We start from the raw sequence: 26,851 nt of genomic DNA on the forward strand, positions 1-26,851 counted from the left end.
GGCACGGCCGTTACCGGTCGAACGCATGGCCCTCGGCCCGCAGCACCCGCATCACGCTGGCCAGGTGGGCACGCGCGCTCTCGGGGTCGCCGGCGCGCATCTGGGCGGCGGTGCGGCGAGCCACCTCGGCGTCGACCGGCTGCAGCGGCCGGCCGGTGCCCATGGCCTTGAGCTGCACCTCGGCCGCGCGCTCCAGGTAGTACAGGTCGTCCCAGGCTTCGGCGATGGTGGGGCCGGTGACCATCACGCCATGGTTCTTCAGGAACAGCACGTCGGCCGTGCCCAGCGCGGCGGCGATGCGGTCGCCCTCGGCGACGTCCAGCGCCAGGCCGTTGTAGTGCTCGTCCACGGCCACGCGGCCAAGGAACTTCAGCGCCGTCTGCCCCGCATAGAGCAGCGGCGGGCCGGCCAGCATGCTCAGGGCGGTGGCATTCGGCATGTGGGTGTGGAAGGCCGCGCGCAGCGTGGGCCGCGCACGGTGCAGCCGGGCGTGGATGTAGAAGGCGGTGGCCTCGGGCCGGCCCTCGCCGGCCAGCACGTGGCCATCCAGGTCGCACACCAGCAGCGTGGAGGCCGTGACCTCGCGGAAGGCCAGGCCATACGGATTGACCAGGAACAGGTCGTCATGCCCCGGCAGCAGTGCCGAGAAGTGGTTGCAGATGCCCTCTTCCAGGCCGTGGCGGGCGGCCGCCTGGAAGCAGGCGGCCAGCTCGACGCGGGCCTGCTGCACGGCGTCGCTGTCCAGCAGCGGCGCGCGGGTGCGGGTCGGGGCGGGGGCGGTGGATTCCAGCGTGTGGGCCATCGGGGGTACTCCAGTGCGGCGCAGGAGGCTGTTCTACCAGCCCAGCGCGCTGAACAGCGGCGGCAGCTGCGACAGGTCGGCCACGATCGCGTCGGGCTGGTAGTCGGGCAGCAGCCGGCGGCCGCTGCCCCGGTCCACCCAGATGCAGCGGAAGCCGATGTCGCGGGCCGCGGCATGGTCCAGGTGCGGGCTGGCGCAGATGTGGACCACCTGCGCCGGCGTGACGCCCAGCTGGGCATGCGCATGGTCGAACAGCCGGCGGTCGGGCTTGTAGGCACCGGCCTGCTGGGCGGTGATCACGCGGTCCACCAGGCCACCGAGCTGGGCCACGTTGCCCGCGATGATGTCGTCGTCGGTGTTGCTGACGATGGCGATGCGGTGGCCGCGCGCCTTCAGCCAGCGCAGCGCGGGCAGCACGTCGGCGAACGGCGGCATGGCGCCGATGCGGCCGGTGAGCAGCGCCGCATCGTCCGGCTCGGCCGGCAGGTCCAGCTCCTGCAGCGCGCGGCGCAGGCCTTCGCCGGCCACCTCGCGGAAGCTGCGGTGCGGCGGCTGCTGCTCCAGCGCATGCTCGTGGCGGTCGTACACCTGGATCAGGCGCGCCGGCGGCAGCTCCGCCGCGCCCTTGCGCGACAGCAGTTCCTGCACCGCGGCCTGCAGGCCTTCGTCCCACTGGATGAGCGTGCCGTAGCAGTCGAAGGTGAGCCACGTGGGCCGGGGCGTGGAATCCAAGGGCATGACCGCCTCTCCTTGCGTTGAACAGGCCGACAGCATGCGCAGTTCCGGCCTCATTGTGAAATCGAATCTTTGCGCAAGCCTCAGTGGCATTCACAATAAGCGCATGCTCGATCTCGACCTGCTCAAGACCCTGGTGTGCGTGGTGGAGGAAGGCAGCTTCACCCGCGGCGCGGAGCGTGTGCACCGCACCCAGTCCACCGTGAGCCAGCAGATCCTCAGGCTGGAGGAGCGTGTGGGCCGGCCGCTGCTGCAGCGCGACCGCAGCGGCAAGCAGGCGCTGCCCACGCCGCATGGGGAGCTGCTCACGCATTACGCGCGCCGGCTGCTGGCCATCGCCCAGGAAGCACAGGAGGCCCTGGCCCTGCCCGGCGCCCAGGCGGTGCTGCGCCTGGGCGTGCCGGAGGACTTCGATGCGCAGCGCATGTCGGCCATGCTGGCCGGCTTCGCCCAGGCGCAGCCCGGCCTGCGGCTGGATACGGTCAGCGGCATGAGCAGCGAGCTGCAGCGCCGCCTGGCGGCCGGCGAGCTGGACATGGCCCTGCTCAAGCGCGAGCCCGGCAGCGGCGAGGCCCTGGCCCGCTGGCCCGAGCAGCTGGTGTGGGTGGCCGCGCCCGGCTTCGTGCCAGCCGAAGGGCCGCTGCCGCTGGTGCTGTTTCCCCCGGGCTGCCTCTACCGGCTGCGGGTGCTGCGGGCGATGGACCGGGCCGGCCGGCCTTGGCGGCAGGCTTTCGGCAGCCACAGCCTGACCGGCATCCAGGCCGCGGTGGCCGCCGGCCTGGGCGTGAGCCTGCTGCCCACCACCGCGGTGCTGCCCAGCCACCGGGTGCTGCCGCCGGCCCCGGGCTTCGAGCGCCCGCCGGGCACCGAACTGGCCCTGGTGCGCGGCAGTGCCGTCGCGCGCGGCGGCAGCATGGAGCGACACCTGCAGTCGCTGGCCGACCACCTGGTGGCGCAGCTCGGCGCGCAAGCGGGCCAGGCGTCGGAATCCCGTGCGGGCCGCTGGGCCGCACGTCGGCATTCCGTGTGAAGCGCATCCAAACGTTGCAGCGCCGGCCCCCGATGGCAGTGCATGAAGCTTGCGTAAAGCATTGATTCGCAAGGTGCCTTCATTCGGTCACAACTTGGTGGCCGGCCTGGGGCCCGAATGGCACATGAGTTGCGGAAAGCCTGGCCTTCAACAGGAGGCCTGATGGCAAAAGACTTGAACCTGAGATTGCTGACCTGCTCCGTGGCGCTGGCCCTGGCCGCCTGCGGTGGCGACGACGATGACGACACGCCGGTGACCCCGCCGGCACCGCCGCCGGCCACCGGCGCCAACGTGCCCACCATCTCCCCGCAGGTGCTGGCCGCCTCGCAGAAGATGAACAGCGACGCCACGCTGCAGGCCATGGTGCAGGAGTGGCTGACACCCGCCAATGCCCAGGCCCGCTTCGACCAGCACATGGAGCTGGTGCGCATCGCCTCGCCCTCGCGCGCCGAGATGCGCCGCGCCGCCGAGATCGAGCGCCGCATGCTGCAGGAATGGGGCTTCGCGCCCAGCGAGATCAAGACCCGCGCCGACGGCCAGCTGCCGGGCTCGGACGTGCAGCTGGTGGACGGCCTGCCGGTGCACAACGTGTGCGTCGAGATCAAGGGCAGCTACTCCAGCAGCGCCGGCGCGCAGGCCTACCGCGGCCAGTTCCCCAAGGTGCTGGTGGAAGGCCATATCGACACGGTGAACCCCGAGGTGCTGCCGCCGGCCAGCAACCCGTACGAGCCCATCAAGCTTCAGCCCATCGCCGACGCCATCGTGACGACGCCGGCGCAGCTGGCCGCCATTCCCAACGAGCTGGCCTTCGATGCCAATGGCCGCATCGTGCAGGACGCCAACTACATCAAGGCCCGCCAGTACTACGCCAGCGAGGACGCCGCCAAGGCCGCCGGCGCGGTGCGCCTGTACGTGCCGGGCTACGGCGACGCGATGGGCAATGTCTCGGGCGTGCTGAACCTGGCCAAGGCCATGAAGAAGTACAACGTGCGCCCGGTGTACGACATGTGGTTCTGCGGCACCGCGGGCGAGGAAGGCAAGGGCAACCTGGCCGGCATGAAGCAGCTGTATGGCTACGACCAGAACCTGGGCACCGGCACCAACCCGCTGAACTTCGTCACCAACTTCGGCATCGACGGCGGCGGCGGCACCATCAACTTCATCGGCAGCTACCGCTTCGAGATGAAGTACACCGCGCCCACCGCGCCGGGCCCCAACCAGCCCACCGCGCTGGAAGCGGCCGCAGCCTCCATCGCGCGCATCGCCGACATCAAGACGCCCTGGGACGAGGACAACAAAGCCCTGAAGACCACCTACACCGTGGGCGTGGTGAGCTGCGAGGACCCCGCCGCCGGCAGCGACGTGGTGCCCAGCTGCACCATCCAGGTGGACATGCGCTCGCCGCGGCTGGAACCGCTGAACCAGATCCGCAGCCGCATCGAGCCGCTGTTCCAGGCCGGTGTGACGGAAGAGAACAGCCGCTATGGCGTGCCCGACAACACCGCGCAGGCGGTGAAGATGGAGCTCACCTGGTTCGGCGACCGCCCGCCGCATGAGCGCACCAACCTCAGCGACGTGTCCATCCAGGCGGCCTGGCAGTCGGCCGAGATCGTCGGCATCGACAAGCGCGACGAGATCTCCACCGCCGCCAGCAGCCTGAACGACAACGTGCCCGCCGCCATTGGCGTGCCCACCATCAACCTGAACATCGCGACCAACGCCAGCGGCGGCGGCGGCCATGCGTTCTGGGAATGGGGCATCCCCGGTGAATCCGCCAAGGAAGTGCAGCGCATGCAGCGGGTGCTGATGGCCGCGCTGATCGCCTCGGGCTACCACGCCGCCGATGGCACGGTGGTGCCGCCGGCCGCACCGGCCATCGGTGCGCGCACCGCCGAAGTCAAGTGAAACGAGGAACACACGCCATGGCGAAGTCGATGAACACCAAGATGACCCGGGCCATCGCGGCCCTGCTGTGCAGCGCGGCCTGCGGCCTGGCGGCGCTGCCGGCGGCCGCCCAGCAGACCGGCAGCCTGCTGGTCGAGTTCCAGGGACCGGGCGGCCACAGCAACGGCGCCTACGGCCGCACGAGTGCCGTGCATGCGGCCGGCCGCAGCCTGCTCAAGCTGAAGGCCGCGGGCCTGCCGGCGGGGGCCTACCGCGTCAGCGGCCTCAATGGCGGCAACTCGGTCAACAGCATCGCCAGCGATGCGCGCTACACCGTGACGCTCACCGCAGCCGATGCGGCCGCGCTGCAGGCGATGACGGCGCAGGTGGATGCGGCGGTGAAGGCCGGCGTGGAGGCCGAGAACACCTTCCGCAACGTGAAGGAAGGCGACCTCACCGGCGGTGCCCCGGCCACCATCCGTTACACCATCACACCACGCTGAAGAAGGCTGGCAGCCACGCGCTGCACAGGGACTGGGCAGGCCCGCGGGCCTGCCCTTTTTCATTCGTCGTCGTCGGCGCCGAAGGTCGCCAGCAGCGACTGCGCGAAGGCCTCGCTGCCGGTGAGCGTGAGCGACACCGCCACCCAGCCGCCGTCCTCGTGCGACACGGCCAGGTCGTGGTCCCAGCCATGACCTTCGTCCAGCGGGCCGGGACCGTCGAGATGGTGCTGACGGGCCCAATCCAGCACCTGCCGCACCTCGGCCATCACCGCCGCGTGCCGGTCGGCGCGGGTGGAGGCCAGCGCTTCCAGCGTGTGGATGCCGTCGGTGCTGTCGCTGGTGTCGAAGCGGAGGTAGTGCATGGCGGGGGCATGGTAGCCGCGGGCGCCGCTATGCCTCTATGATTGCGAATCATTCGCAGTTGAAGCATGGCCAGTACCTCCCCCTCCCCGCTCCACGTGGCCTCCCGCATCGCCGCCAGCCTGGGCGGTGGTTATGTCTTCACCTGGGGCTTCGTGTCGCTGGGCATCGTGCTGCTGATGCAGGCCGGCATGCCCTTTGGCGATGCGCGCACGCTGGTCTACCTGCTGGCATTCCTGGTGTTCCTCGGCATGTTCTGCTGGGCCTTCGCCGCAGCCGGGCTGCTGCGGGTGTGGGCGGTGCTGTGCGGCGGCGGGGCCGCCATGACCGGTGCAGCCTGGCTGCTGGCCCGCACGCTGGCCTGACGCCCATCCTTCCGGAGACCTTGCGCATGTTCGCTTCCTTCCGCCTGTCGATGGCCTGGCTGCACACCTGGTTCGGCCTGGTGCTGGGCTTCGTGCTGATGGCCGTGTTCTTCTTTGGATCGCTCTCGGTGTACGACCGCGAGATCGACCGCTGGGCCATTCCCTCCACGCGCTTCGAGCCGCAGCCGATGCCGTCGTTCGACAAGCTGCTGGAGCCGGCCTTCCGCCGCATCGTGCCCAACCAGGCGGCGCTGGACGAGGCCCGGGGCCGCAGCAACAGCCCGCTGCCGGCGGTGATGCCGCTGCATGAATGGGGCGCCTACACCACCCACCGCGACCCGGTGCTGACGGTGTGGTCGGGCTTCGAGCTCCCCGACCCCAAGGACCCCGACAACGACCATGTGTACGGCATCGCCACGCTGGACCCGCGCACCGGCCAGGCCCTGCCCGACGACCGGCTGAAGCTGGGCAGCCAGTTCTTCTATCCGATGCACTACAGCCTGCACCTGCACTGGAAGGAGCTGGGCACCTGGATCGTCGGCCTGGCCGCGCTGGTGATGCTGGCCGCGCTGGTCAGCGGCGTGGTGATGCACCGCAAGATCTTCCGCGAGCTGTTCACCTTCCGGCCGCGCAAGCACACCCAGCGCAGCGCGCTCGACCTGCACAACCTCACCGGCGTGGTGGCCCTGCCCTTCCACTTCATGTTCGCGCTGTCGGGGCTGGTGATCTTCGCGGCCATGTACTTCCCGGTGGGCGAGACGATGCTGCCCCCGCTGGCCAAGGCCCACGAGCATGCGGAATCGCTGCGCACCGGCCTGCCGCACGAGGCCGCGGGCGTGCCCGCCGGCCTGGCGTCGGTCGATGCGATGGTGGCCGAGGCCCAGCGCCGCTGGGCCGCGCGCGGCATGGCGGGCGACGTGGGCATGCTGACGGTGCACCACGTGGGCGATGCCAACGCCACCGTCAGCGTGTTCCGCGCCGGCACCGACCGCGTGACGCTCACCGGCGAAGGCATCCACTTCAAGGGCCCCACCGGCGAGGTGATCCGCGAGGACGAGCCGGTGAACATGGTGGACGGCATCAACAACTTCATCACCGGCCTGCACCTGCAGCACTTCCGCCACTGGCTGCTGCGGGTGCTGTACTTCGCAGGCGGACTGGCGGGTTGCGCCTGCATCGCCACCGGCTTCATCTTCTTCGTGGAAAAGCGCAAGAAGCAGCATGCGGCCAAGGGCCAGGCCGGCAGCCGCGTGGTGGATGCGCTGGCCGTGACCACCGTCACCGGCATGCTGATCGCCACCGCCACGATGCTGGTGGCCAACCGCCTGCTGCCCGAGGCGCTGCCGATGCGCGGCGTGTGGGAGGAGCGCATCTTCTGGGCCGCCTGGCTGCTGGCCTTCGGCCATGCCTGGTGGCGCACGGCGCCGGAGCTGCAGGCGCGCGTCGCGCCGGCCTGGGCCGAGCAATGCTGGGCCGTGGCCGTGTTGGCGGTGGCTGCGGTGCTGCTCAATGCGCTGACCACCGGCGACCATCTGCTGAAGACCCTGGCCGATGGCTACTGGCCGGTGGCCGGCGTGGACCTGGTGCTGCTGGGCGCCGCGGCGCTGGCGCTGGTGGCAGCACGGCGTGTGCGCCAGCGGGCGCGGGGCAACGTGGTCGACGGCACGGGCACGCCTGCCGGCAGGGACACGGGCAGGTTTGCCAGCAGCCACGCCGCCGCAAGCGCCCCGGCGCAACCGGGTCGGGCGCCGCAGATGCCGGAGGCCGGGCATGCCTGAAGCCTTCCTGCCTGCGCCCGTGTTGCTGGCCGGCGCGCTGCTGTGCGCCTTCGTCGGCCTGGCCTGGCTGGCGCTGGCGATGGAGCCGCACTGGCAGCAGGCCCGCAACACGGCGGCACCGCCGCGTGGCACGGTGCGGCTGCTGCGCGCGCTGGGCGCCACGGCGCTGGCCGCATCGCTGCTGCTGTGCCTGGCCGCTGATCACCCGACCATGGCCGTGCTGGTGTGGTTCATGGCCCTGGCCGTGGCCGCCATCGGCGTGGCGTTGCTGCTGGCGTGGCGACCGCGCTGGGTCGGGTGCCTGGCCGGAAGGCGCGGCAGGCACAGCGCCGCCAGCGCGGGTTCCGCTCAACGCCCGAGCGTGTAGAAGTCGTCGTTCGGCCGCATGCTGGTCACGTTGGCCATGCGGTTGCAGAGGCCGAAGAACGCTGCAATGCCGGCGATGTCCCGGACGTCGTCCAGTGGCTCCGGCAGCGGCCTACGCGGCGCCGACACGCACAACAACGCGGCCGCGAACGCGGCCTTCCAGCAGCTCGGCGGCAACGCCGATGGCCTCGTCCAGCTCGATGTCGCGGATCAGGCTTTCCAGCAGCGCCACGTCGAGGTCTTGTGCCAGGCGACGCCAGGCCTGCAGGCGCTCGGCGACCGGGGCCATGACGCTGTCGATGCCGGCCAGGGTGACGCCCCGCAGGATGAACGGTGCCACGCTGGCCGGCCACGACATGCCGGCGGCCAGGCCACAGGCCGTGACCACGCCGCGGTAGCGCATGGCCGCGCAGACATTGGCCAGCAACTGGCCTCCTGCCACATCGACGGCACCGGCCCAGCGCTCCTTGTCCAGCGGCTTGCCGGGCTTGGCAAGCTCGGCACGGTCGATGACCTGGCGCGCGCCCAGCGCGCTGAGGAAGTCGGCCTCCTGCGGCCGGCCGGTGACGGCGGCCACCTCGTAGCCCAGTTTGGCGAGCATGGCCACCGCCACGCTGCCTACACCACCGGCAGCGCCGGTCACCACCACCGGGCCCTGGTCGGGCCTCACGCCGTGGCGTTCCAGCGCCAGCACGCACAAGGCCGCGGTGTAGCCGGCCGTGCCGATGCCCATGGCCTGCCGCAGCGTGAACGGTGCCTGCAGCGGCACCAGCCATTGGCCGGGTACACGTGCCCGCTCCGCCAGGCCGCCCCAATGCACTTCGCCCACGCCCCAGCCATTGAGCACCACCGCGTCGCCGACGGCAAAGGCCGGGTCGGCCGAGGCTTCCACCGTGCCGGCGAAGTCGATGCCCGGCACCATCGGAAACCGGCGCACCACGGGCGAGCGGCCGGTGATGGCCAGCGCGTCCTTGTAGTTCAAGGTGGACCAGGCCACGCGCACGGTGACGTCGCCCGCAGGCAGGTCGGCTTCGTTCAACTGCTGCACGGCAGTCGCCTGTCGTCCGTCCGTCTTGTCGATCAGCAATCCGCGGAACATGGTGGGTGCCTCCTGGTAGGTTTGCGCGGTCAGGGTTGGGCGCGCATGAGTTGGAAAAAGCCCTGCGCATACACCTCCAGCGCCTGGGGTGAGCGTTCCAGCTTGGCGCGCAGCACGGCACCTTCCCAGCCGATCCAGAAAAACTGGGCCAGGTTCCTGCAGTCCAGTTGCGGCGCTATCTCGCCGGCCTGTTGTGCCTCGGCCAGGCAGGCGGCGGTGCGCGCCTGCCAGTCCATGAACACCTCCTGCAGCTGGGCCCGGAACGATTCGGGCAGCGTGCCCATTTCCTGCCCCAGGTTGCCGACCAGGCAACCGCGCTTGAAGCCATGCCGCGCCATGCCCGCCCGGGCGTCCGCGATGAAGTGGCGCAGGCGCTGCAACGGCGGCACCGAAGCATCCGCAAAACAGCGGTCCAGCTTGTTGGCGAAGTAGGCGGCGTAGGCCGCGATCAAGGCCTGGCCGAAGGCTTCCTTGCTGCCGAAGTAGTGATAGAACGAGCCCTTGGGCACCTGCGCCAGCCGCAGGATCTCGTCGATGCCGACGGCCGAGTAACCCTTCTCGGTCAGCACGGCCACACCCGTGCGCAGCAGGTGCTCGCGGGTGTCCGGTCGAGGCGATGCGCCGAGCCGCGGCGGTCGGCCGCGGCGGCGGGGCAGCACGGGGGCGGTGGTCATCGACGAGGCGCAATTAGACGGGCCGGTCTAATTCTAGGTTGAATTTAGACCGGTCGTCTAGACAATGGCGGCCGATGGCCGCCGTGCGCCTTCAGTGGCTGATCATCCAGGGCCGCTTGCTGGGGAAGGCCTTGTTGCCGTTGGCGGCCGTCACCGTGGCCGTGCGGCGGCTGCTGACCGAGCAGCAGCCGCAGCCCGACGGATGCTTCAGCCGCGCATAGTCGCCCGAGCGCTTCGGCTCATGCCGCGCCCGCTCGTTGGTCGCCAGTGCCGTGCGCAGCCCGGGGTCCATGTCGGCGATGCGGGCCGCGGCCAGCCAGGTGCGTGGCGCGGCCATGCCGCAGCCCGGGCAGGGCTGCGGCTGCTCGCGGTCGGCAATGCGGCGCAGCGCCTCGAAGGGGCCGCAGGCCTCGCAGCGATAGTCGTAGGTGGGCATGCTCTGCGTCGGCTTTCAGCGGTCGGGCGACAGCGGCATGTCGATGCTGCCGTCGATGTGCTTCACCGGCCCGGCGGCGCTCGGGTTGATGTCGAAGTCGAAGATCTGCGTGGGCAGCCACAGCGTGGCGCAGGCATTGGGCACGTCCACCACGCCGCTGATGTGGCCCTGCACCGGCGCCGTGCCCAGGATGCTGTAGGCCTGCGCGCCCGAGTAGCCGAACTTCTTCAGGTACTCGATGGCATTCAGGCAGGCCTGGCGGTAGGCCACCGCCACGTCCAGGTAGTACTGCTTGCCCTGCTCGTCAACCGAGATGCCTTCGAAGATCAGGTAGTCGTTGTAGCTGGGCGTGATCGGGCTGGGCTTGAAGATCGGGTTCTTGATGCCGTACTTGGCCATGCCGCCCTTGATCAGCGTGACGCGCATGTGTACCCAGCCCGCCATCTCGATGGCGCCGCAGAAGGTGATCTCGCCGTCGCCCTGGCTGAAGTGCAGGTCGCCCACCGACAGGCCCGCGCCTTCCACATACACCGGGAAGAACACCTTGCTGCCGCGCGACAGGTCCTTGATGTCGCAGTTGCCGCCATGCTCGCGCGGCGGCACGGTGCGCGCGCCTTCGGCCGCCACCTTGGCCGCTGCATCACCGGTGAGCTTGCCCAGGTGCGCGGTGCCGGCGAAGGGCGGGTTGGCCAGGCCGGGCACGCGGTTCGGGTCGGTGGCGATCAGGCCGGTCTCGCGTTCGTTCCACAGGTCCAGCATCGGCTTGTCGGGCAGGCAGCCGATCAGCCCCGGGTGGATCAGCCCCGCGAAGTTGACGCCCGGCACGTGGCGCGAGCTGGTGAACATGCCGTGGAAGTCCCAGATCGACTTCTGCGCCTGCGGAAAGTGCTCGGTGAGGAAGCCGCCGCCGTTGTTCTTGCTGAAGAAGCCGTTGAAGCCCCAGAGGCTGTCGGGCTTGGCGCCGATGTCCAGCAGGTCCACCACCAGCAGGTCGCCGGGCTCGGCGCCCTTCACGCCCACCGGGCCCGACAGGTAGTGCACCGTGGTCAGGTCGATGTCGCGCACGTCGTCGGCGCTGTCGTTGTTCTTGATGTAGCCGCCGGTCCAGTCGTAGGTCTCCAGCACGAAGTCGTCGCCGGGGTTCACCCAGCAGGCCATCGGGATGTCGGGGTGCCAGCGGTTGTGCACCATCTCGTTGCTGGGTGCGGGCTGGTTCAGGTCTACCTTGATCAGGGTCTCGGGCATCGTCGCTCTCCTGCTTGTGTGGTGGTTCAAACCGACAAAAACTGCTTGATGCGCTCGGCGTCGATGCCGGCGCGCGGGCTCTCGTGCACCAGCCGCCCACCTTCGATCACGAAGAGGCGGTCGGCCACCTCCAGCGCAAAGCTCAGCACCTGCTCGCTCACCACGATGGTGATCTCGCGCAGCTTGCGGATCTCGTTCAGCGCACGGGCGATGTCCTTGATGATGGACGGCTGGATGCCTTCGGTGGGCTCGTCCAGCAGCAGCACCTTGGGGTTGGTGACCAGCGCGCGGGCGATGGCCAGCTGCTGCTGCTGCCCGCCCGACAGGTTGCCGCCCTTGCGGTGGCGCATCTCGAACAGCACCGGGAACAGCGCATAGATCTCGTCGGGGATGCGCTGGCTCCTGGCGTTCTCCAGCCCCGTCTGGATGTTCTCGGTGACGGTGAGCGTCGGGAAGATCATGCGGCCCTGCGGCACATAGGCGATGCCCTTGGCCACACGCTGGAAGCTCTCCAGCTTGGTCACGTCCTGGCCGTCCACCTCGATGGCGCCGCTGCGCACCGGCAGGATGCCGATCAGGCTCTTGAACAGCGTGGTCTTGCCCATGCCGTTGCGGCCCATGATGGCCACCGTCTCGTTGCGCTTGGCCGAGAAGTCGATGCCGTGCAGCGCTTCGCTCTGGCCATAGGCCACGTGCAGGTCTTTCACGTTCAGCATGCGTGCTGCTCCTGTGGGTGGCTGCGTTCAATGGCCGAGGTACACGTCGATCACCTTCGGATCGTTCTGCACCTGGTCCATCGAGCCTTCGGCCAGGATCTTTCCCTGGTGCATCACCGTCACCTTGTGGGCGATGCGCTTGACGAAGTCCATGTCGTGCTCGATGACGATGACCGAGCGGCCCTTGCAGATGCGTTGCAGCAGCTCGCCGGTGAGCTCGCGTTCACGCACGCTCATGCCGGCGATGGGCTCGTCCAGCATCAGCAGCTCGGGCTCCTGCATCAGCAGCATGCCGATCTCCAGCCACTGCTTCTGGCCGTGCGACAGCAGCCCGGCCTCGGTCTGCAGCACCGTGCCGAGGCCGATCTCGTCGGCCACGGCCTGCACCCGGTCGCGCACCTCGGCGTCGCAGCGGAAGGCCAGTGCGCCGAACACGCTGCGCCCGCGCGGAAAGCTCACCTCCAGGTTCTTGAAGACCGAGAGGTTCTCGTAGATGGAGGGCGTCTGGAACTTGCGCCCGATGCCGGCCCGCACGATGCGGTGCTCCGACATGCGCGTCATCTCCTGGTTCTTGAACTTGATGCTGCCGTGGCTGGCGCGGGTCTTGCCGCAGATCAGGTCCAGCAGCGTGGTCTTGCCCGCGCCGTTGGGGCCGATGATCACGCGCAGCTCGTTGCGGTCGACGTACAGCGTCAGGTCGTTGATGGCCTTGAAGCCGTCGAAGGACACTGTGAGGTCTTCGACTGCCAGCGCGAAGTCGGTATTGCTCATAGCGAATTACCTCCGGCCTGGCGGCCTGCGGTGCGAGCGCCTTCGGGCGGCCGTGCGGCGCTCATGCGGCAGCTCCTTCGGCGGCACCACGCTCACGCGGCGGCTTGGGCTCGGCCACCACCGGCGGCGGCGCCACGGGCTTCGCCCTGCCCTGCCCCAGCCGCTTCAACCGCGGCGCGATCCTGTCGTTCCACACACCGGCCAGGCCGTCAGGGAAGGCCAGCACCACGCCCAGGAACAGCGCGGCCATCATGAAGAGCCACAGGTCCGGGAAGCTCTCCGAGAAGTACGTCTTGCCGTAGTTGACGAGCAGCGCGCCGTACACCGCGCCCACCAGCGACATGCGCCCGCCCACCGCCGCGAAGATCACCATCTCGATCGACGGCACGATGCCCACCAGCGAGGGCGACATGAAGCCCACCTGCAGCGTGAACATCGCGCCGCCCACCGCCGACAGCAGCGCCGACAGGCAGAACACGAAGACGCGGAAGTTGGCCACGTCGTAGCCGGAGAAGCGCACCCGGTCCTCCTTGTCGCGCATCGCCAGCAGCAGCGTGCCCAGCTTGCTCTTCTGCACCCAGGTGCACAGCACGATGGAAGCCAGCAGCAGCGCCACGCAGGTGAAGTACAGGATGAGCTTGGCACTGTCGGTGCGGGTGTCCCAGCCCATCAGCGTCTTCAGGTCGGTCATGCCGTTGACGCCGCCGGTATAGCCCTGCTGGCCGATGATCAGCACCGTGAGGATCAGCGCCACCGCCTGCGTGATGATGGCGAAGTACACCCCGCCCACACGCCGCTTGAACATCGCGAAGCCGATGATCCAGGCCAGCAGCGTGGGCACCCCCAGCAGCAACAAGAGCGTGAGCGGAAAGCTGTGGAAGGGCAGCCACCACACCGGCAGCTCCGTCACCTGGTTCCAGTCCATGAAGTCGGGGATGCCGGGCGTGCTCTGGATCTTGGTGGTGACGGGGTCGCTGGCCTCCAGCTTCAGGAACATCGCCATGCCGTAGCCGCCCAGGCCGAAGAACACGCCCTGCCCCAGGCTGAGCACACCGCCCCAGCCCCACAGCATCACCAGGCCCAGCGCCACGAAGGCATAGCTGAGGTACTTGCCCACCAGGTTCAGGCGGAACAGGTCCAGCGTCAGCGGAAACACCACCAGCAGCACCACCGCCAGCACCAGCACGCTGGCCATGCCGCTGCGTGCCATCCATACCCTTGCGCCGTTCATTTGCGCACCTTCGCTGCAAACAGGCCCTGCGGCCTGAACATCAGGATGACGACGATGGCCGACAGCGTGAGCACCTTGGCCATCGAACCCGTCATAAAGAACTCGCTGATCGACTGCGTCTGCGCGATGCCGAAGGCCGACACCACCGTGCCCAGCAGGCTGGCCGCGCCGCCGAAGGTCACCACCAGGAAGGCATCGACGATGTAGAGCGAGCCCGAGGTGGGCCCGGTGGAGCCGATGGTGGTGAAGGCTGCACCGGCCACGCCGGCGATGCCGCAGCCGATGGCGAAGGTCAGCCGGTCGGTGCGCCGGGTGTTGATGCCGGTGGCATTGGCCATCGGCCGGTTGGCCACCGTGGCCCGCACCCGCAACCCCCAGCGCGACTTGTACAGCGCCAGCAGCACGCCGCAGGTCACGGCCAGCGTCAGCGCCATCACGAACAGGCCGTTGATCGGGATGTCCAGTCCTTCGGACGGTGCCCAGCTGCCCATCAGCCAGTCGGGCAGCGTGGGGCTCACCTCCTTGGCGCCGAAGGTGGAGCGGAAGATCTGCTGCATCGCCAGCGACAGGCCCCAGGTGGCCAGCAAGGTGTCGAGGGGGCGGCGGTAGAGGTGGCGTATCACCGCCCACTCCACCCCCCAGCCCACCGCGAAGGCCAGCCCGAAGGCCACCGCGATGGCCACCGGGAAGTAGGCCTGCACCAGCCCGGGCGCATGCGATTCGGCCAGGTGCGAGAACAGGTAGATGGTGTAGGCGCCGATGGTCATGAACTCGCCATGCGCCATGTTGATCACGCCCATCTGCCCGAAGATGATGGCCAGGCCCAGGCCCATCAGCAGCAGCACCGAGAACAGGCTGAGGCCGGCGAAGCCCTGCATCAGCCCGATGTTCCACATGTCGTTGAGAGTCATGTCGGCCCCTCGTGCGTCAGGTACGCCGCCCGGTCCCCCGAGGGGACGGCGGGCGGGCTTGCGGCGGCCCGGCGCTCGGCCCGCCCCGCCTGCCAGCACCGTGGCTGCATCACTTGTAGCCCTCGGGGAACGGATTCGGCTCGATCAGCGCGGGCGATTCGGCCACCACCTTGAACTGGCCGTCGAGCTGGGCCTGGCCGATGCGGGTCTTGCTCCACAGGTGGTGGTTGGGATGCAGCTTCACGTAGCCCTCGGGCGCGGTCTTCAGCTCGATGTCGGCGGAGGCCGCGGCTACCTTGTCCACGTCAAAGCTGCCGGCCTTTTCCACCGTGGCCTTCCACAGCCAGGGGCCGAGGTAGCCGGCCTGCGTCACGTCGCCGATCACCGCGTCCTTGCCGTACTTGGCCTTGAAGGCCGCGACGAACTTCTTGTTGTTCTCGTTGTCCAGGCTCTGGAAGTACTTCATCGACGAGTAGAAGCCGGCCATGTTCTCGCCGCCGATGCCCAGCACCTCGTCCTCGGTCACCGAGATGGTCAGCAGGAACTGCTTGTCGGCGGTGACGCCCGCGGCCTTCAGCTGCTTGTAGAAGGCCACGTTGGAGCCGCCCACCACCGCCGCGAAGATCACGTCGGGCTTGGCCACCTTGATCTTGTTGATCAACGAGTTGAAGTTGGTGTGGCCCAGCGGGTAGTACTCCTCGCCCACCACCTTGGTCTTCAGCACGTTCTCGATGTGCTTGCGGCCGATCTTCATCGAGGTGCGCGGCCAGATGTAGTCGGAGCCGACCAGGAAGTAGGTCTTGGCGCCCTTGGTCTTCTGCGCCCAGTCCAGGCCCCACAGGATCTGCTGCGTGGCCTCCTGGCCGGTGTAGATCACGTTCTTGCTCTGCTCCAGGCCTTCGTAGAACGTCGGGTAATAGAGCATGCCGTTCTCCTTCTCGAAGATCGGCAGCACGGCCTTGCGGGAGGCCGAGGTCCAGCAGCCGAACACCGCGGCCACGCGGTCGTTGACCAGCAGCTTCTTGCTCTTCTCGGCAAAGGTGGGCCAGTCGCTGGCGCCGTCCTCCTTGATGACCTTGATCTTGCGGCCCAGCACGCCGCCCATGGCGTTGATCTGGTCGATGGCCAGCTGCTCGGCCTGGATGGAGCCGGTCTCGCTGATCGCCATCGTGCCGGTGGCCGAGTGCAGCTGGCCCACCGTCACCTCGGTGTCGGTGACGGCCAGCTTGGTGGTGTTGACCTTGGCAGTGGGGAACTGCTGGCCCCAGGCCATGCCGGCCAGGCCGGTCAGCGGCAGGGCGGCGGCGCCCTGCAGCAGCCGGCGGCGGCGCTGGAAGTCGGCTTGGTCGGCAAGGGTGTCGCGGTCGTTGGAAGACATGGTCGCTCCTGGCAGGCGGGGGGGTCGGGTGGCGTGGAAGATCCGTTGGGCTGCATGTTGTGGGCACCCGCCCTGCGCACGAATACGTCATTCAACGTAGCCGCCCCGCGCCGGTGCAGCGGCCTGCCGCGGCCTTGGGTTCGCTTCTTGCAACGCACCCGCGCCTTCGAGCCAGGAGTCCCAAGTTGGCGCAGCCCACGCAGAAGATCTTCCGCATCCGCCGCGACTACAACAGCTGGGTGGCCGACGAGACGCTGGAGGACTACGCGCTGCGCTACACGCCCAGCACCTTCCGCAAGTGGAGCGAGTTCCGCGTGGCCAACACGGCCTTCGGCGCCACCTCGTTCCTGGCGCTGGAGGCCATCGGCGCGGCCATCGCGCTGAGCTACGGCTTCGAGAATGCGCTGTGGGCCATCCTGGTGGTGGGGCTCATCACCTTCCTCACCGGCCTGCCCATCAGCTACTACGCGGCCCGCTATGGCGTGGACATGGACCTGCTCACCCGCGGCGCCGGCTTCGGCTACCTGGGCAGCACCATCACCTCGCTGATCTACGCCACCTTCACCTTCATCTTCTTCGCGCTGGAAGCGGCCATCCTGGCCCATGCGCTGGAGATGTACTTCGGCTGGCCGCTGCTGCTGTGCTACCTGCTGTCGTCGCTGCTCATCGTGCCGCTGGTGATGCACGGCATCACGCTCATCTCACGGCTGCAGTGGTGGACGCAGCCGGTGTGGATCGTGCTGTTCCTGCTGCCCTTCATCGCCATCGTGGTCAAGGAGCCGCAGCTCTTCGCGCAGTTCGGCGGCCTGGCCGGGCGGGTGTCGGGCAGCGCGGGCTTCGACCCGGTGATGTTCGGCGCCGCCACCACCGTGGCCTTCAGCCTAGTGGTGCAGATCGGCGAGCAGGTGGACTACCTGCGTTTCCTGCCCAAGCGCACGCCGGCCAGCCGGCGCCGCTGGTGGGCCGCGGTGCTGGTGGCCGGCCCGGGCTGGATCGTGCCCGGCATGCTGAAGATGCTGGGCGGTGCCTTCCTGGCCTTCGTGGCGCTGCAGCACCAGGTGGCCACCGACAAGGCGGGCGACCCGACGCAGATGTACATCGCCGGCTTCGGCTACGTGTTCGACAACCCGCAGTGGGTGCTGCTGGCCACCATCGTCTTCGTGGTGGTGGCGCAGGTGAAGATCAACCTCACCAATGCCTATGCCGGCTCATTGGCCTGGAGCAACTTCTTCGCGCGGCTGACGCACAGCCACCCCGGCCGCGTGGTGTGGCTGGTGTTCAACGTGCTCATCGCGGTGCTGCTGATGACGCTGGGCGTGTTCGAGGCGCTGGAGCGGGTGCTGGGCCTGTACGGCAACGTGGCCATCGCCTGGGTGGGCGCGCTGGTGGCCGACCTGGTGATCAACAAGCCGATGGGCTGGAGCCCGCGCGGCATCGAGTTCCGCCGCGCCTACCTCTACGACATCAACCCCGTGGGCCTGGGCGCGATGCTGGTGGCGGCGCTGCTGGCGGTGGCCGCGCATGCCGGGCTGTTCGGGCCGTTGGCTGCTGCCTTCTCCCCTTTCATCGCGCTGGCCACGGCGCTGGCGGTGTCGCCCGCGCTGGCCTGGTGGACACGCGGGCGCTGGTACGTGGCCCGGCGCAACGCGCAGCCGTGGGCGCCGGGGCAGATCGTCACCTGCTCGGTGTGCGAGAACACCTTCGAGTCCGAGGACATGGCCCAGTGCCCGGCCTACGAGGCGCCCATCTGCAGCCTGTGCTGCACGCTGGAATCGCGCTGCCACGACCGCTGCAAGACCGGCGCGCGTGCGTCCGAGCAGGTGGGCCGCGCGCTGTCGGCGCTGCTGCCGCCCTCGATGGCGGTGCACAGCCACCGCCGGGTGGCGCAGTACCTGGGCGTGGCACTGTCGCTGGTGGCGCTGCTGGCCACCATCCTGGGCGTGGTGTACGACCAGGAGACGGTGGTGGGCGCGGCGGATCCCCAGCTGCTGAGCGCGCCCTTCCTGAAGGTGTTCGCGCTGCTGTCGCTGGTGATCGCGGTGGCCGCCTGGTGGATCGTGCTGGCCAGCGAAAGCCGGCGCATGGCGCAGGACGAATCCAACCGCCAGAACCAGCTGCTCACCCGCGAGATCGAGGCCCACAAGCGCACCGATGCCGCGCTGCAGGCCGCCAAGGACCTGGCCGAGGCCGCCAACCAGGCCAAGACCCGCTACGTGGCCGGCATCACCCATGAGCTGCGCACGCCGCTCAACAGCATCCTGGGCTATGCGCAGATCATGCTGAAGGACGAGCGCATCCAGGGCGCGCACCGCGCGTCGGTCGACACCATCCACCGCAGCGGCGAGCACCTGCGCGGCCTGATCGAAGGCCTGCTGGACCTGGCCCGCATCGAGGCCGGCCGCCTGCGGCTCGACCCCGCGCCGATGGCCATGCACGAATTTCTCGACGACCTGGTGCGCATGGTGCAGCCGCAGGCCGAGGCCAAGGGCCTGGCCTTCGCGGTGCAGACCAGCGGCCGCGTGCCGGCCTACGTGAAGGCCGACGCCAAGCGGCTGCGGCAGATCCTCATCAACCTGCTGGGCAATGCGGTGCGCTTCACCGACCAGGGCGGCATCACGCTGCGGCTGGACTACCGGCGCGAGGTGGTGCGCTTCGAGGTGATCGACACCGGCATCGGCATCGCCGCCGAAGACCAGGAACGCATCTTCATGCCCTTCGAGCGCGGCAGCGCCGGCCGCCGCACCGGCGAGCCCGGCACCGGCCTGGGCCTGACCATCACCCACCTGCTCACCCAGCTGATGGGCGGTGAACTCACCCTGCGCAGCACGCCCGGCCAGGGCAGCACCTTCACCGTGCGGCTGTACCTGCGCGAGATCGGCGAGCCGGCGGTGGCCCGGCCCACACACCGGCCGGTCAGCGGCTATTTCGGCGCGCGGCGCACGCTGCTGGTGGTGGACGACCAGCCCACCCACCGGCAGATGCTGGCCGGCATGCTGATGCCGCTGGGCTTTCGCATCCGCGAGGCGGCCAGCGGCCGCGAGTGCATCGAGAGCGTGCAGGAGCACCTGCCCGACGCGGTGCTGCTGGACCTGACGATGGACGGCATGGATGGCTGGCAGACCGCGCTGGCGCTGCGGGCCGCGGGCTTCGCCACGCTGCCCATCATCATCGTCTCGGCCAATGCCTTCGAGAACCAGGCCGACCGCCTGGCCGCCGCGCAGTGCCAGGGCTTCGTCGACAAGCCGGTGATGGAGTCGGAGCTGCTGGCGCAGCTGCAGAAGCACCTGCAGATCGAATGGCTGGCCGAGCTGGCGCTGCCGCACTGGGCGGCCGGCGGCATGGCCGCGCCGGTCACGCCGGGCGCAGCGGTGCTGCCCCGGGGACTGGTGGGCGAGCTGCTGCGCGATGCGCGGCTGGGCCATGTGCACGGCCTGCAGCGCACGCTGGACAACGCCATGCGCAGCCATCCCGACTGCGCCGCCGAGATCGCCCGCCTGCGCCAGGCGGTCGACCGCTACGAACTGGACGCCCTGGCCGACGAACTGGCCGGCCTGCTGCGCGACCAGGCCGATGACGAGATGAAGGAAGAGGAATCCACATGAGTGCCCGAGAAGCCATGAACCTGACGCGCATCGTGCTGGTGGTGGACGACGCGCCGCAGTCCCTCGGCCCGCTGGTGGCCGCCCTGGAGGACGACGGCTACACCGTGCTGGTGGCCCGCGACGGCACCTCCGCGCTGGAGCGGCTGGCCCTGGTGGTGCCCGACGCCATCCTGCTGGACGCGGTGATGCCGGGGCTGTCCGGCTTCGACACCTGCCGGCTGGTCAAGGCCGACCCGGCGCTCTCGCACATCCCGGTGATCTTCATGACCGGGCTGAGCGAGACGCCGCACATCGTCGAAGGCTTCGAGTGCGGCGGCGTGGACTACGTCGTCAAGCCGCTGCAGGCGCAGGAGGTGCTGGCGCGACTGGCCACCCACGTGCGCAATGCGCGCAGCGTGCGGCTGGCCCGCGAGGCGGTGGACGTGGCCGGCTTCGGCGTGCTGGTGCTGGACAGCCACGGCCGCGTGGCCTGGCGATCACCGCAAGCCGCAAGCTGGCTGGCCGCCCTGTTCCCCGATGACGGCGCGGCCCGCCTGGCCGAGCTGCTGCACGCGCTGGCGGCCCCGGGCACCGCGGCCCGCGAATGCACCGCGCCCGATGGCCGCGTGCTCACGGTGCAGCCGCTGGGCCCGGCCGGCCTGGGCGAGCAGATGCTGCTGCTGCAGCTGCGCGCGGCCAGCGCCGCGCCACCCACCCGGCTGAGCCTGGCCGCCCTCACCCCGCGCGAGGCCGAGGTGCTGAGCTGGGTGGCCAAGGGCAAGACCAACCGCGACGTCGCCGAGATCCTGGGCATGAGCCCGCGCACGGTCAACAAGCACCTGGAGCATGTGTTCGAGAAGCTGGGCGTGGAGACGCGGGCGGCAGCGGCGGCATTGGCGAGCCGGGGCGGGGTGGCGGGCGGCGGGTGAGGCCCGATGGCCGACCCGGCGGGCTGCCATTCAGCTGCTTGCTGCAAACGCCACATGCACGGCAAAGCGGCCGCCGTGGCGCCCATGCGTCAACACCCAGCCCTCCCGCTCGCAGATGCGCGAGACGATCTGAAGCCCATAGCCGGTCGAGGCCGCACTGCGCGGCTGCCCCTGCACGTCGTTCTCGATCGCGATCCCTTTGGCGTCCACCCGCACCACGATCCAGCTGTGGGCGTAGGCCACGGCGTTGCGCAGAAGGTTGTCGATCAGCACCGGACCCAGGCCCGGGGCCGCCTGCACGCGCACATGCACATCCAGCTGCCGCTCGATCCGCAGCCCCTTCTGCATGGCCAATGGGGCAAGCCGATCGAGCAGGTCCTGGATGATCGACGCGAGGTCAAGCTCCTGCAGGTCACGGTCGCCCTGCTCTTCCGGGCGGCGGCCCAGCGCCAGCAGCGCGGCGACGAGATCCGCCATGTCGTTGGCGCTTTGTTCCATGCGCAGCAGCGCCCGTTCACGCACGGGCGCCTCGTCGGTTGCACGCAGCACGGCAAGACTGCTCTTGAAGACCGCCACCGGCGTGCGCAGCTCATGGCTTGCGAAGCGCGTGAATTCCCGCTCACGTTGAAGGAAGTCGCTGAGCCGGGCCACGAGCGCCGCGAAGCCGCGGCTGAGCGCGCCCACCTCGTCGCCGCGTTGGGCGCCCGAAAACGCCACCGGTCCTTCGCGATGGCCGTTCACCTCCCGCGTCAAGGCGACCAGCGGCATCGCGAGCTGGCGCGCCAGCATGCCGCCGATGGCGCCGCTCAGGGCCGTCACCGCCGCGCCGACCAGCAGCAGCGTGAGCAGCGCATAGGGCTCCAGGTCGTCGATGTCGAGAATCCCGTCGCCATCGATGACGGCATAGAGCGCATCGCTGCCGCCCTTGATCGAGACGACACGCAGCATGGTGCCGTCGTCGCGCCGGCGGTGCGTACCCGGCCCGTACGAGGCCGCCCAGGCCGGCAGGTCCGGCGAGGCGCGCACGTAGAAGCGCACCACCTCCAGGCCCGGCGCGAGAAGCGCGCCGGGATGCGCAGGCGGCGCCAGCGCCCGAACCCGCTCCACCATGCCCTGCGTGGCGGCGTCCCCGCCCGGGCGCTCGATCTGCGCGATCGCGTGCTCCACCACGGCGCCAAGGTAGCGGCGCAGCAGATACTCTTCGGTCCCGAGCGAGACAAGGTAGATCAGCAAGCCATAGAGCAGCGCGGTGGCCGCGGCGAAGCGCATGAACGCCCGGCGCAGGCGCCGCTGGAAGCTGCCCTCACCGGACAAGGCGCCACCCCTTGCCATGGACCGTCTCGATCAATTCGCGTTCCCCGGTGATGGTCAGCGCATTGCGCAGCCGGTAGATGTGGGTGCGCAGCGCATCGCTGTCTGGCACATCGTCGCCCCACAGTTCCCGCTCGAGCACGGCGCGCTCCACGGTCAGCGGTGAGCGCGCAGCGAGAATCTTCAGCACCCGCCATTGCAGCTCGTGAAGCCGGATGCGCCGGCCGTTGCGCACCACGAGGCCTGCACCGTGGTCGAGCATCACTTCGCCCAGCACCTGCGTGGAGACCTCGGGACGTCGCCCTCGGGCCGTGAGCGCCTGCAGGCGAAGAAGGAGCTCCTCCATCTCGAACGGCTTCACCAGGTAGTCGTCCGCGCCGCGTGCGAAGCCCACCTTCTTGTCCTGCAGCGTGTCGCGTGCGGTCAGGAAGATCACGGGCGTCTCGTCGCGCATCTCGCTGCGCAGTCGCTCGCACACCTCCAGCCCGTCGATCCCCGGAACGGCCACGTCGAGCACGTAGACATCGAATCGCGCACCCTTCGCCAGATCGAGGAACGCCTGCCCATGGAAGGCCAGGTCGACCGCGCAGCCCCGCAGCTCCAGGTAGTCCGACAAGGCACCGGCCAGCGCCAGACTGTCTTCGAGGATCAGTACCCGCATGGCGATGCGGCCACGACGACGAGGGCGTGTGACGTTTGGTTCACGGAGGGCTTCCTAAGATGGCCGAGGCGTGCAAAGTCAGTATCCGGCAGTTCCGGCGCACTGCACGCGTCATGTGGGAACTCCTGCAGGAAGGCTGTCAGATGAAGAAGCTCACGGGCTGGCTGTTGGTCTTGGTCATGCAAGCCTGCTGCTTGCACACCGCCTCGGCGCAAGACGGCAGGACGGCGTTGGTCCCCTTGCCTTCCGTCGACGACTTCACTCGCGGCAAGGATGGATGGGCCTTTGCACTGGGATTGAGCCTTGAATATGAATCCGCCTACGAAGGCTCGGACGAGTTCGGCTTCGGGGTCGAGCCGGCGGGTGCCGTGCAATGGCGCCGAGGGGACGATGTCTTCTATTGGGCCGGCCAGGCACTGGGCTGGCGTGGACTGCGCGCCAACACCTGGCTGCTGGAGGCCGCCGTGGGCTTCGACGAGGGCCGCAAGGAAAGCGATTCCGATGACCGTCGTTTGCGGGGACTCGGCGACACGGACGACAACGTGGAGCTGGTGCTGCAGGCGCGTCGTGCGCTCGATGCCAATTGGCGGTACTGGGCCATCGGTCGGGTGGTGACCGGACGCCATGGCAACCTGGGCCTGCTGGGCGTGGGCCGGCGCTTTGGCGACAGGCTCGACGGGACGGGGTCCGAGATCAACGTCGTCGCGGTGTTTCACGACAGCAAGCGGGCCAACAAGGACTTCGGCATCACCGCACGGCAGTCGGCTGCCTCCGGCTTGAGCCAGACCCGGTTGGGCGGCGGATTCCGCTCGCTGGGGCTCAACTACGTCTTCCGCCACAACATCAACAACCATTGGCAGGTGTTCGGCGAGGCGCTTTACGAGCGCTTCGGCAGCGACATCAAGGACAGCCCGATTGCCCGCAGCAGGTATGAGGCCGAGGTGGGCGTCGGGGTTGTCTATCGCTTCTAGAAGGGCCCGGTCCGCTGAAGCCCGCTCCTTCTCATCCAGCCGGATTCACCACCCGCTCCATCGCGCCCCGCATCACCTCCACGAAGCGCCGCAGGCGCGCCGGGTGATAGCGGGCCTGGGGATAGACCAGCCACACCGGCAGCGGCTCGGCGCACCAGCGGGGCGTGAGCTGCACCAGGCTGCCTTCGGCCAGCGCGTCGGCCATCACCCAGGCCGAACCCACGGCCACGCCCAGGCCCAGCATCGCGGCGCTGCGAAGCGCGTACAGGCTGTCGGTGGCCATGCGCGGGCGCAGGGGCAGCACCGCCTGCTCGCCGGTGGTGTCGTGCACCAGGGTGATCTCGTCGCGGTAGTAGGTGCGCAGCGCCAGCCAGGGCAGCCCGGCCAGTTCGGCCGCATGGGTGGGCCGCGGGCCCGTGCCCAGCACCCCGGGGGCGGCCACCACGATGCGCGGCACCTGTGACAGGCGGATGGCCACCACCGACGGATCGGTGACGGCGCCCACATGGATGGCGCAGTCGATGCCGTCGGCCACGAAGTTGGGCGTGCCGTCGTGCAGCAGCCATTCCACGTTCACCCGCGGCCAGCGCCGAAGATAGGCCGCCAGCGGCGCCACCAGCCGCTGCTGGCCAAAGGCATGCGGCACCACCACGCGCAGCGTGCCTTCGGGCTCGTCCACCGCACCGCGCAGGTCGGCCTCCAGCGCCTGCCAGCCGTCCAGCAGTTCGCGCGCGCGCAGGTAGCAGCGCTCGCCGTCCTCGGTGAGCTTCATCGTGTGGGTGGACCGCATCAGCAGCGGCAGGCCCAGCGCCCGCTCCAGCGCCTGCAGCCGGCGGCTGACGGTGGGCTGGGTGGTGCCCAGCTGCACCGCCGCGGCCGAGAGGCTGCCGGCCTCCACGATGCGCACGAAGGTCTGCATCAGGGCGATGCGGTCCAGCGACAGCGGGGCAGTGAGTTCGGCGTCCTTCATGCGCCCATCGTATGAGCACTGTGCAGCCGCCGCCACTACCAGCCGCCCGTTGTGCTCGTCACACTGGCGGCACTGTCGTTCCATCCCAGGTTGTTCCCCATGGCTTCCATTCCCGCTCCGCATACGCAGGTCCCTCCTGCCACCCCGGCTCCAGCCGCCCTGCCCCGTTCCCTGGTGGCGCTGCTGGCCGGTGCGGCCGGGCTGTCGGTGGCCTCGCTGTACTACAGCCAGCCGATGCTGGGCGTGCTGGGCCCGGACATCGGCGCCAGCGAACGCACCGTGGGCCTGGTGCCCACGCTGACGCAGCTGGGCTATGCGCTGGGCATCGGCCTGCTGGCACCGCTGGGCGACCGCTACGACCGCCGCCGCATCATCGTCATCAAGGCGGCGGTGCTGGCGCTGGCGCTGCTGGTGGCCGGCGCTGCGCCGGGCGTGGCCTGGCTGCTGGCGGCCAGCCTGGTGATCGGCCTGGCCGCCACGCTGGCGCAGGACGTGGTGCCCGCCGCCGCCACACTGGCCCCGGAGGCGCACCGCGGCAAGGTGGTGGGCACCGTGATGACCGGGCTGCTGGGCGGCATCCTGCTGTCGCGGGTGGTCAGCGGCTTCGTGGCCGAGCACTTCGGCTGGCGCGCGGTGTTCATCGCCGCGGCGCTGAGCATCGTGGCGGTGGGCGCGGCGGCCTGGCGCGGGCTGCCGCGCTTCCAGCCGACCACCCGGCTGGCCTACGGCGCGCTGCTGGGTTCCCTCGCGCAGCTGTGGCGGCGCCATGCGGCGCTGCGCCGGGCCACGCTGGCGCAGGGCCTGCTGTCGGTGGGCTTCAGCGCCTTCTGGTCCACGCTGGCGGTGATGCTGCATGCCGCGCCCTTCCACCTGGGCAGCGCGGCCGCCGGTGCCTTCGGCCTGGCCGGTGCCGCCGGCGCGCTGGCCGCGCCGCTGGCCGGCCGCATGGCCGACCGGGGCGGCCCGGGCCGGGTGACCCGCTGGGGCGCGGGCCTGGTGACCCTGTCCTTCGCCGGCATGGCGGCGCTGCCGCTGCTGCCGCCCGGCGCGGGCCTGTGGCTGCTGGGCCTGGCGGCGGTGGGCTTCGACCTGGGCATCCAGGCCACGCTGATCGCGCACCAGTCCATCGTCTACGGCATCGAGCCCGGCGCCCGCAGCCGGCTGAATGCGGTGCTGTTCGTCGGCGTGTTCGTGGGCATGGCCCTGGGCGCCGCGCTGGGCAGCGTGGCGCTGTCCAGCTGGGGCTGGCCGGGCGTGACCGCGCTGGCCACGGCGGCGGCACTGGCCGCGCTGGCGGTGCGCCTGCGTACGCGGCAAGAGTGAACGGGCGGCGCCGGATGGCGGGCGGTCAACCCACCAGCGCCTCGTCGCTGCGCTGGCCGCCGCGGTTGTCCTGCCAGCGCACACCGATGCGGTCGCCCGCGCGGGCCCCGCGCAGCATCAGCTGCAGGTAGGGGTTGCGCGACACCGCCGTGCCCCAATGAGCCTGCAGCACCGGCTGGCCGTTCAAAGCCACCTCCACCTGCTCGATGTGCCAGGCCGGCACCAGGCGGCCATCGGCATCCTGGCGCAGGCCGGTTTCCATGTCGTGCGCCATCAGCACCCGCACTTCCACCCGGCCATCGGCCAGCAGGCGAGCCCGGATGAGGCTGGGAGCGGTCCCGCTCATGCGCAGCCGCCCAGCACCACGGTGACCTGCCGGCGTGCGTAGAGCACGCGGCCGTCGTCCATCAGGGCCACCGCCAGCACGCCGGTGGATTCGGCCATCTTCACCCGCAGCGAGAAGTCGGGCTCCACCGCCGCCGTCGGCTGGAACTGCGCGCACAGCAGCGTGGGATTGTTCTCCACCAGCAAGAGCAGCTGCCGCACGCCCGGCACCAGCGCGGCCAGGCGCACCGGCACCACCGCGCCGTTTTCCGCCACGTCCGGCACTTCCAGCAGCACCTCGGCGCTTTCCACCGGTGTGTCCGCACCCAGCACCTGCATCAGCGCCGGCAGGCTGCGCGCCTCGAAGGCCGGCCGCGCCGCGGCTTGAGCCGTGGCCGGCAGCAGCCCGAGGCCGGCCAGCAGGTTGGCGACACGCCAGGCCATCTCCATGCCTTGCTGCAAGGCTGCGCGCCGCCGGGGCGATGGAAGGGTGGACG

Annotated in this window: 27 protein-coding genes and 1 pseudogene; 10 read left to right on the forward strand and 18 right to left on the reverse strand. The window is 69.8% G+C overall.

The genetic code is table 11. The features are described from left to right. Positions 1-10: 10 nt before the first annotated feature. Positions 11-802, reverse strand: coding sequence for an aldolase (locus LRS14_RS22105; protein ID WP_257801128.1), 792 nt, complete (start codon positions 800-802; stop codon positions 11-13). 33 nt (positions 803-835) lie between these two features. Further along, complete coding sequence (locus tag LRS14_RS22110) at positions 836-1,540, reverse strand: haloacid dehalogenase type II (RefSeq protein ID WP_257801129.1); 705 nt, start codon at positions 1,538-1,540, stop codon at positions 836-838. A 103-nt stretch (positions 1,541-1,643) separates the two neighbouring features. On the opposite strand from LRS14_RS22110, the gene LRS14_RS22115 reads away from it, so the two are divergent. The 3 genes from LRS14_RS22115 (at position 1,644) to LRS14_RS22125 (ending at position 4,954) form a co-directional block, all read left to right on the forward strand. Continuing rightward, positions 1,644-2,567 (forward strand): LysR substrate-binding domain-containing protein, encoded by a 924-nt coding sequence (locus LRS14_RS22115; RefSeq protein ID WP_257801130.1) that lies wholly within the window; start codon positions 1,644-1,646, stop codon positions 2,565-2,567. Positions 2,568-2,729: 162 nt separating this feature from the next. Further along, complete coding sequence (locus tag LRS14_RS22120; RefSeq protein WP_257801131.1) at positions 2,730-4,472, forward strand: peptidase M20; 1,743 nt, start codon at positions 2,730-2,732, stop codon at positions 4,470-4,472. 17 nt (positions 4,473-4,489) lie between these two features. Continuing rightward, positions 4,490-4,954 (forward strand): peptidase dimerization domain-containing protein, encoded by a 465-nt coding sequence (locus LRS14_RS22125; RefSeq protein ID WP_052736209.1) that lies wholly within the window; start codon positions 4,490-4,492, stop codon positions 4,952-4,954. Between the two features lie 59 nt (positions 4,955-5,013). On the opposite strand, the gene LRS14_RS22130 is transcribed toward LRS14_RS22125, so the two are convergent. Beyond that, entirely contained in the window at positions 5,014-5,316 is a 303-nt protein-coding gene (locus tag LRS14_RS22130; RefSeq protein WP_257801132.1) for a hypothetical protein, read from the reverse strand. Positions 5,317-5,382: 66 nt separating this feature from the next. Between LRS14_RS22130 and LRS14_RS22135 the strand changes: the two genes are divergently transcribed. From LRS14_RS22135 to LRS14_RS22145, 3 genes are read left to right on the forward strand one after another with little or no spacing between them, the layout of a single operon-like run. Continuing rightward, on the forward strand, positions 5,383-5,679 hold the full coding sequence (locus LRS14_RS22135; protein ID WP_046112513.1) for a hypothetical protein: 297 nt from the start codon (positions 5,383-5,385) through the stop codon (positions 5,677-5,679). A gap of 26 nt (positions 5,680-5,705) precedes the next feature. Continuing rightward, a complete protein-coding gene (locus LRS14_RS22140; protein WP_257801133.1) occupies positions 5,706-7,457 on the forward strand; it encodes a PepSY domain-containing protein in 1,752 nt (583 codons plus the stop codon). Next, complete coding sequence (locus LRS14_RS22145; protein WP_257801134.1) at positions 7,450-7,824, forward strand: DUF3325 domain-containing protein; 375 nt, start codon at positions 7,450-7,452, stop codon at positions 7,822-7,824. Before LRS14_RS22140 ends, LRS14_RS22145 begins: the two co-directional genes overlap by 8 nt. On the opposite strand, the pseudogene LRS14_RS22150 reads toward LRS14_RS22145, so the two are convergent. The 10 genes and pseudogenes from LRS14_RS22150 to urtA form a co-directional block, all read right to left on the reverse strand. Next, positions 7,806-7,916: pseudogene (locus LRS14_RS22150) on the reverse strand (alkylhydroperoxidase); the annotation flags it as partial. The gene LRS14_RS22145 and the pseudogene LRS14_RS22150 sit on opposite strands and share 19 nt — an antisense overlap. A 19-nt stretch (positions 7,917-7,935) precedes the next feature. Then, a complete protein-coding gene (locus tag LRS14_RS22155; RefSeq protein ID WP_257801135.1) occupies positions 7,936-8,922 on the reverse strand; it encodes an MDR family oxidoreductase in 987 nt (328 codons plus the stop codon). Positions 8,923-8,951: 29 nt separating this feature from the next. After that, on the reverse strand, positions 8,952-9,596 hold the full coding sequence (locus LRS14_RS22160; RefSeq protein ID WP_257801136.1) for a TetR/AcrR family transcriptional regulator: 645 nt from the start codon (positions 9,594-9,596) through the stop codon (positions 8,952-8,954). Between the two features lie 91 nt (positions 9,597-9,687). Next, a complete protein-coding gene (locus tag LRS14_RS22165; protein ID WP_257801137.1) occupies positions 9,688-10,032 on the reverse strand; it encodes a zinc ribbon domain-containing protein in 345 nt (114 codons plus the stop codon). A 15-nt stretch (positions 10,033-10,047) separates the two neighbouring features. Then, the gene (fmdA, locus tag LRS14_RS22170; protein ID WP_257801138.1) at positions 10,048-11,277 is read right to left on the reverse strand and encodes a formamidase; all 1,230 of its coding nucleotides are present in this window, start codon (positions 11,275-11,277) and stop codon (positions 10,048-10,050) included. A 26-nt stretch (positions 11,278-11,303) separates the two neighbouring features. Then, positions 11,304-11,993, reverse strand: coding sequence for an urea ABC transporter ATP-binding subunit UrtE (gene urtE, locus LRS14_RS22175; protein ID WP_257801139.1), 690 nt, complete (start codon positions 11,991-11,993; stop codon positions 11,304-11,306). Between the two features lie 27 nt (positions 11,994-12,020). Next, positions 12,021-12,764 carry an urea ABC transporter ATP-binding protein UrtD gene (urtD, locus tag LRS14_RS22180; protein ID WP_257801140.1) on the reverse strand — a complete coding sequence of 248 codons (744 nt, stop codon included), beginning with the start codon at positions 12,762-12,764 and terminating at the stop codon, positions 12,021-12,023. A 61-nt stretch (positions 12,765-12,825) separates the two neighbouring features. After that, on the reverse strand, positions 12,826-13,995 hold the full coding sequence (urtC, locus tag LRS14_RS22185; RefSeq protein WP_257801141.1) for an urea ABC transporter permease subunit UrtC: 1,170 nt from the start codon (positions 13,993-13,995) through the stop codon (positions 12,826-12,828). Beyond that, complete coding sequence (urtB, locus tag LRS14_RS22190; protein WP_046112521.1) at positions 13,992-14,906, reverse strand: urea ABC transporter permease subunit UrtB; 915 nt, start codon at positions 14,904-14,906, stop codon at positions 13,992-13,994. The genes urtC and urtB overlap by 4 nt, the downstream gene beginning before the upstream one ends. 109 nt (positions 14,907-15,015) lie before the next feature. Next, on the reverse strand, positions 15,016-16,284 hold the full coding sequence (urtA, locus tag LRS14_RS22195; RefSeq protein ID WP_257801142.1) for an urea ABC transporter substrate-binding protein: 1,269 nt from the start codon (positions 16,282-16,284) through the stop codon (positions 15,016-15,018). Between the two features lie 185 nt (positions 16,285-16,469). Between urtA and LRS14_RS22200 the strand changes: the two genes are divergently transcribed. After that, positions 16,470-19,886, forward strand: a complete 3,417-nt coding sequence (locus tag LRS14_RS22200) for an ATP-binding protein (RefSeq protein ID WP_257801143.1) — start codon at positions 16,470-16,472, stop codon at positions 19,884-19,886. Continuing rightward, on the forward strand, positions 19,883-20,794 hold the full coding sequence (locus tag LRS14_RS22205) for a response regulator transcription factor (RefSeq protein WP_046112524.1): 912 nt from the start codon (positions 19,883-19,885) through the stop codon (positions 20,792-20,794). The genes LRS14_RS22200 and LRS14_RS22205 overlap by 4 nt, the downstream gene beginning before the upstream one ends. Positions 20,795-20,824: 30 nt before the next feature. Here the strand turns inward: LRS14_RS22205 and LRS14_RS22210 are convergent, their stop codons facing one another. Together LRS14_RS22210 and LRS14_RS22215 are read right to left on the reverse strand one after the other, a co-directional pair. Next, positions 20,825-22,108 (reverse strand): HAMP domain-containing sensor histidine kinase, encoded by a 1,284-nt coding sequence (locus tag LRS14_RS22210; RefSeq protein WP_257801144.1) that lies wholly within the window; start codon positions 22,106-22,108, stop codon positions 20,825-20,827. Next, positions 22,098-22,766: a response regulator transcription factor gene (locus LRS14_RS22215; protein ID WP_257801145.1), complete on the reverse strand. Its 669-nt coding sequence runs from the start codon at positions 22,764-22,766 to the stop codon at positions 22,098-22,100. The genes LRS14_RS22210 and LRS14_RS22215 overlap by 11 nt, the downstream gene beginning before the upstream one ends. 143 nt (positions 22,767-22,909) lie before the next feature. On the opposite strand from LRS14_RS22215, the gene LRS14_RS22220 reads away from it, so the two are divergent. Further along, positions 22,910-23,737, forward strand: a complete 828-nt coding sequence (locus tag LRS14_RS22220; RefSeq protein WP_257801147.1) for a MipA/OmpV family protein — start codon at positions 22,910-22,912, stop codon at positions 23,735-23,737. A gap of 31 nt (positions 23,738-23,768) precedes the next feature. Here LRS14_RS22220 and LRS14_RS22225 read toward each other — a convergent pair whose 3' ends face one another. After that, a complete protein-coding gene (locus tag LRS14_RS22225) occupies positions 23,769-24,707 on the reverse strand; it encodes a LysR family transcriptional regulator (RefSeq protein WP_257801148.1) in 939 nt (312 codons plus the stop codon). A 99-nt stretch (positions 24,708-24,806) separates the two neighbouring features. Here LRS14_RS22225 and LRS14_RS22230 point away from each other — a divergent pair, with 99 nt between their 5' ends. Then, on the forward strand, positions 24,807-26,030 hold the full coding sequence (locus LRS14_RS22230; protein ID WP_257801149.1) for an MFS transporter: 1,224 nt from the start codon (positions 24,807-24,809) through the stop codon (positions 26,028-26,030). A gap of 25 nt (positions 26,031-26,055) precedes the next feature. On the opposite strand, the gene soxZ is transcribed toward LRS14_RS22230, so the two are convergent. Both soxZ and LRS14_RS22240 read right to left on the reverse strand, forming a co-directional pair. Next, the gene (soxZ, locus tag LRS14_RS22235) at positions 26,056-26,376 is read right to left on the reverse strand and encodes a thiosulfate oxidation carrier complex protein SoxZ (RefSeq protein WP_046112530.1); all 321 of its coding nucleotides are present in this window, start codon (positions 26,374-26,376) and stop codon (positions 26,056-26,058) included. After that, the gene (locus LRS14_RS22240; protein ID WP_257801150.1) at positions 26,373-26,804 is read right to left on the reverse strand and encodes a thiosulfate oxidation carrier protein SoxY; all 432 of its coding nucleotides are present in this window, start codon (positions 26,802-26,804) and stop codon (positions 26,373-26,375) included. The genes soxZ and LRS14_RS22240 overlap by 4 nt, the downstream gene beginning before the upstream one ends. Positions 26,805-26,851: the final 47 nt, after the last annotated feature.

Origin of the sequence: Aquincola sp. J276 (assembly GCF_024700035.1) — a bacterium.
Classification (GTDB): domain Bacteria; phylum Pseudomonadota; class Gammaproteobacteria; order Burkholderiales; family Burkholderiaceae_C; genus Aquincola; species Aquincola tertiaricarbonis.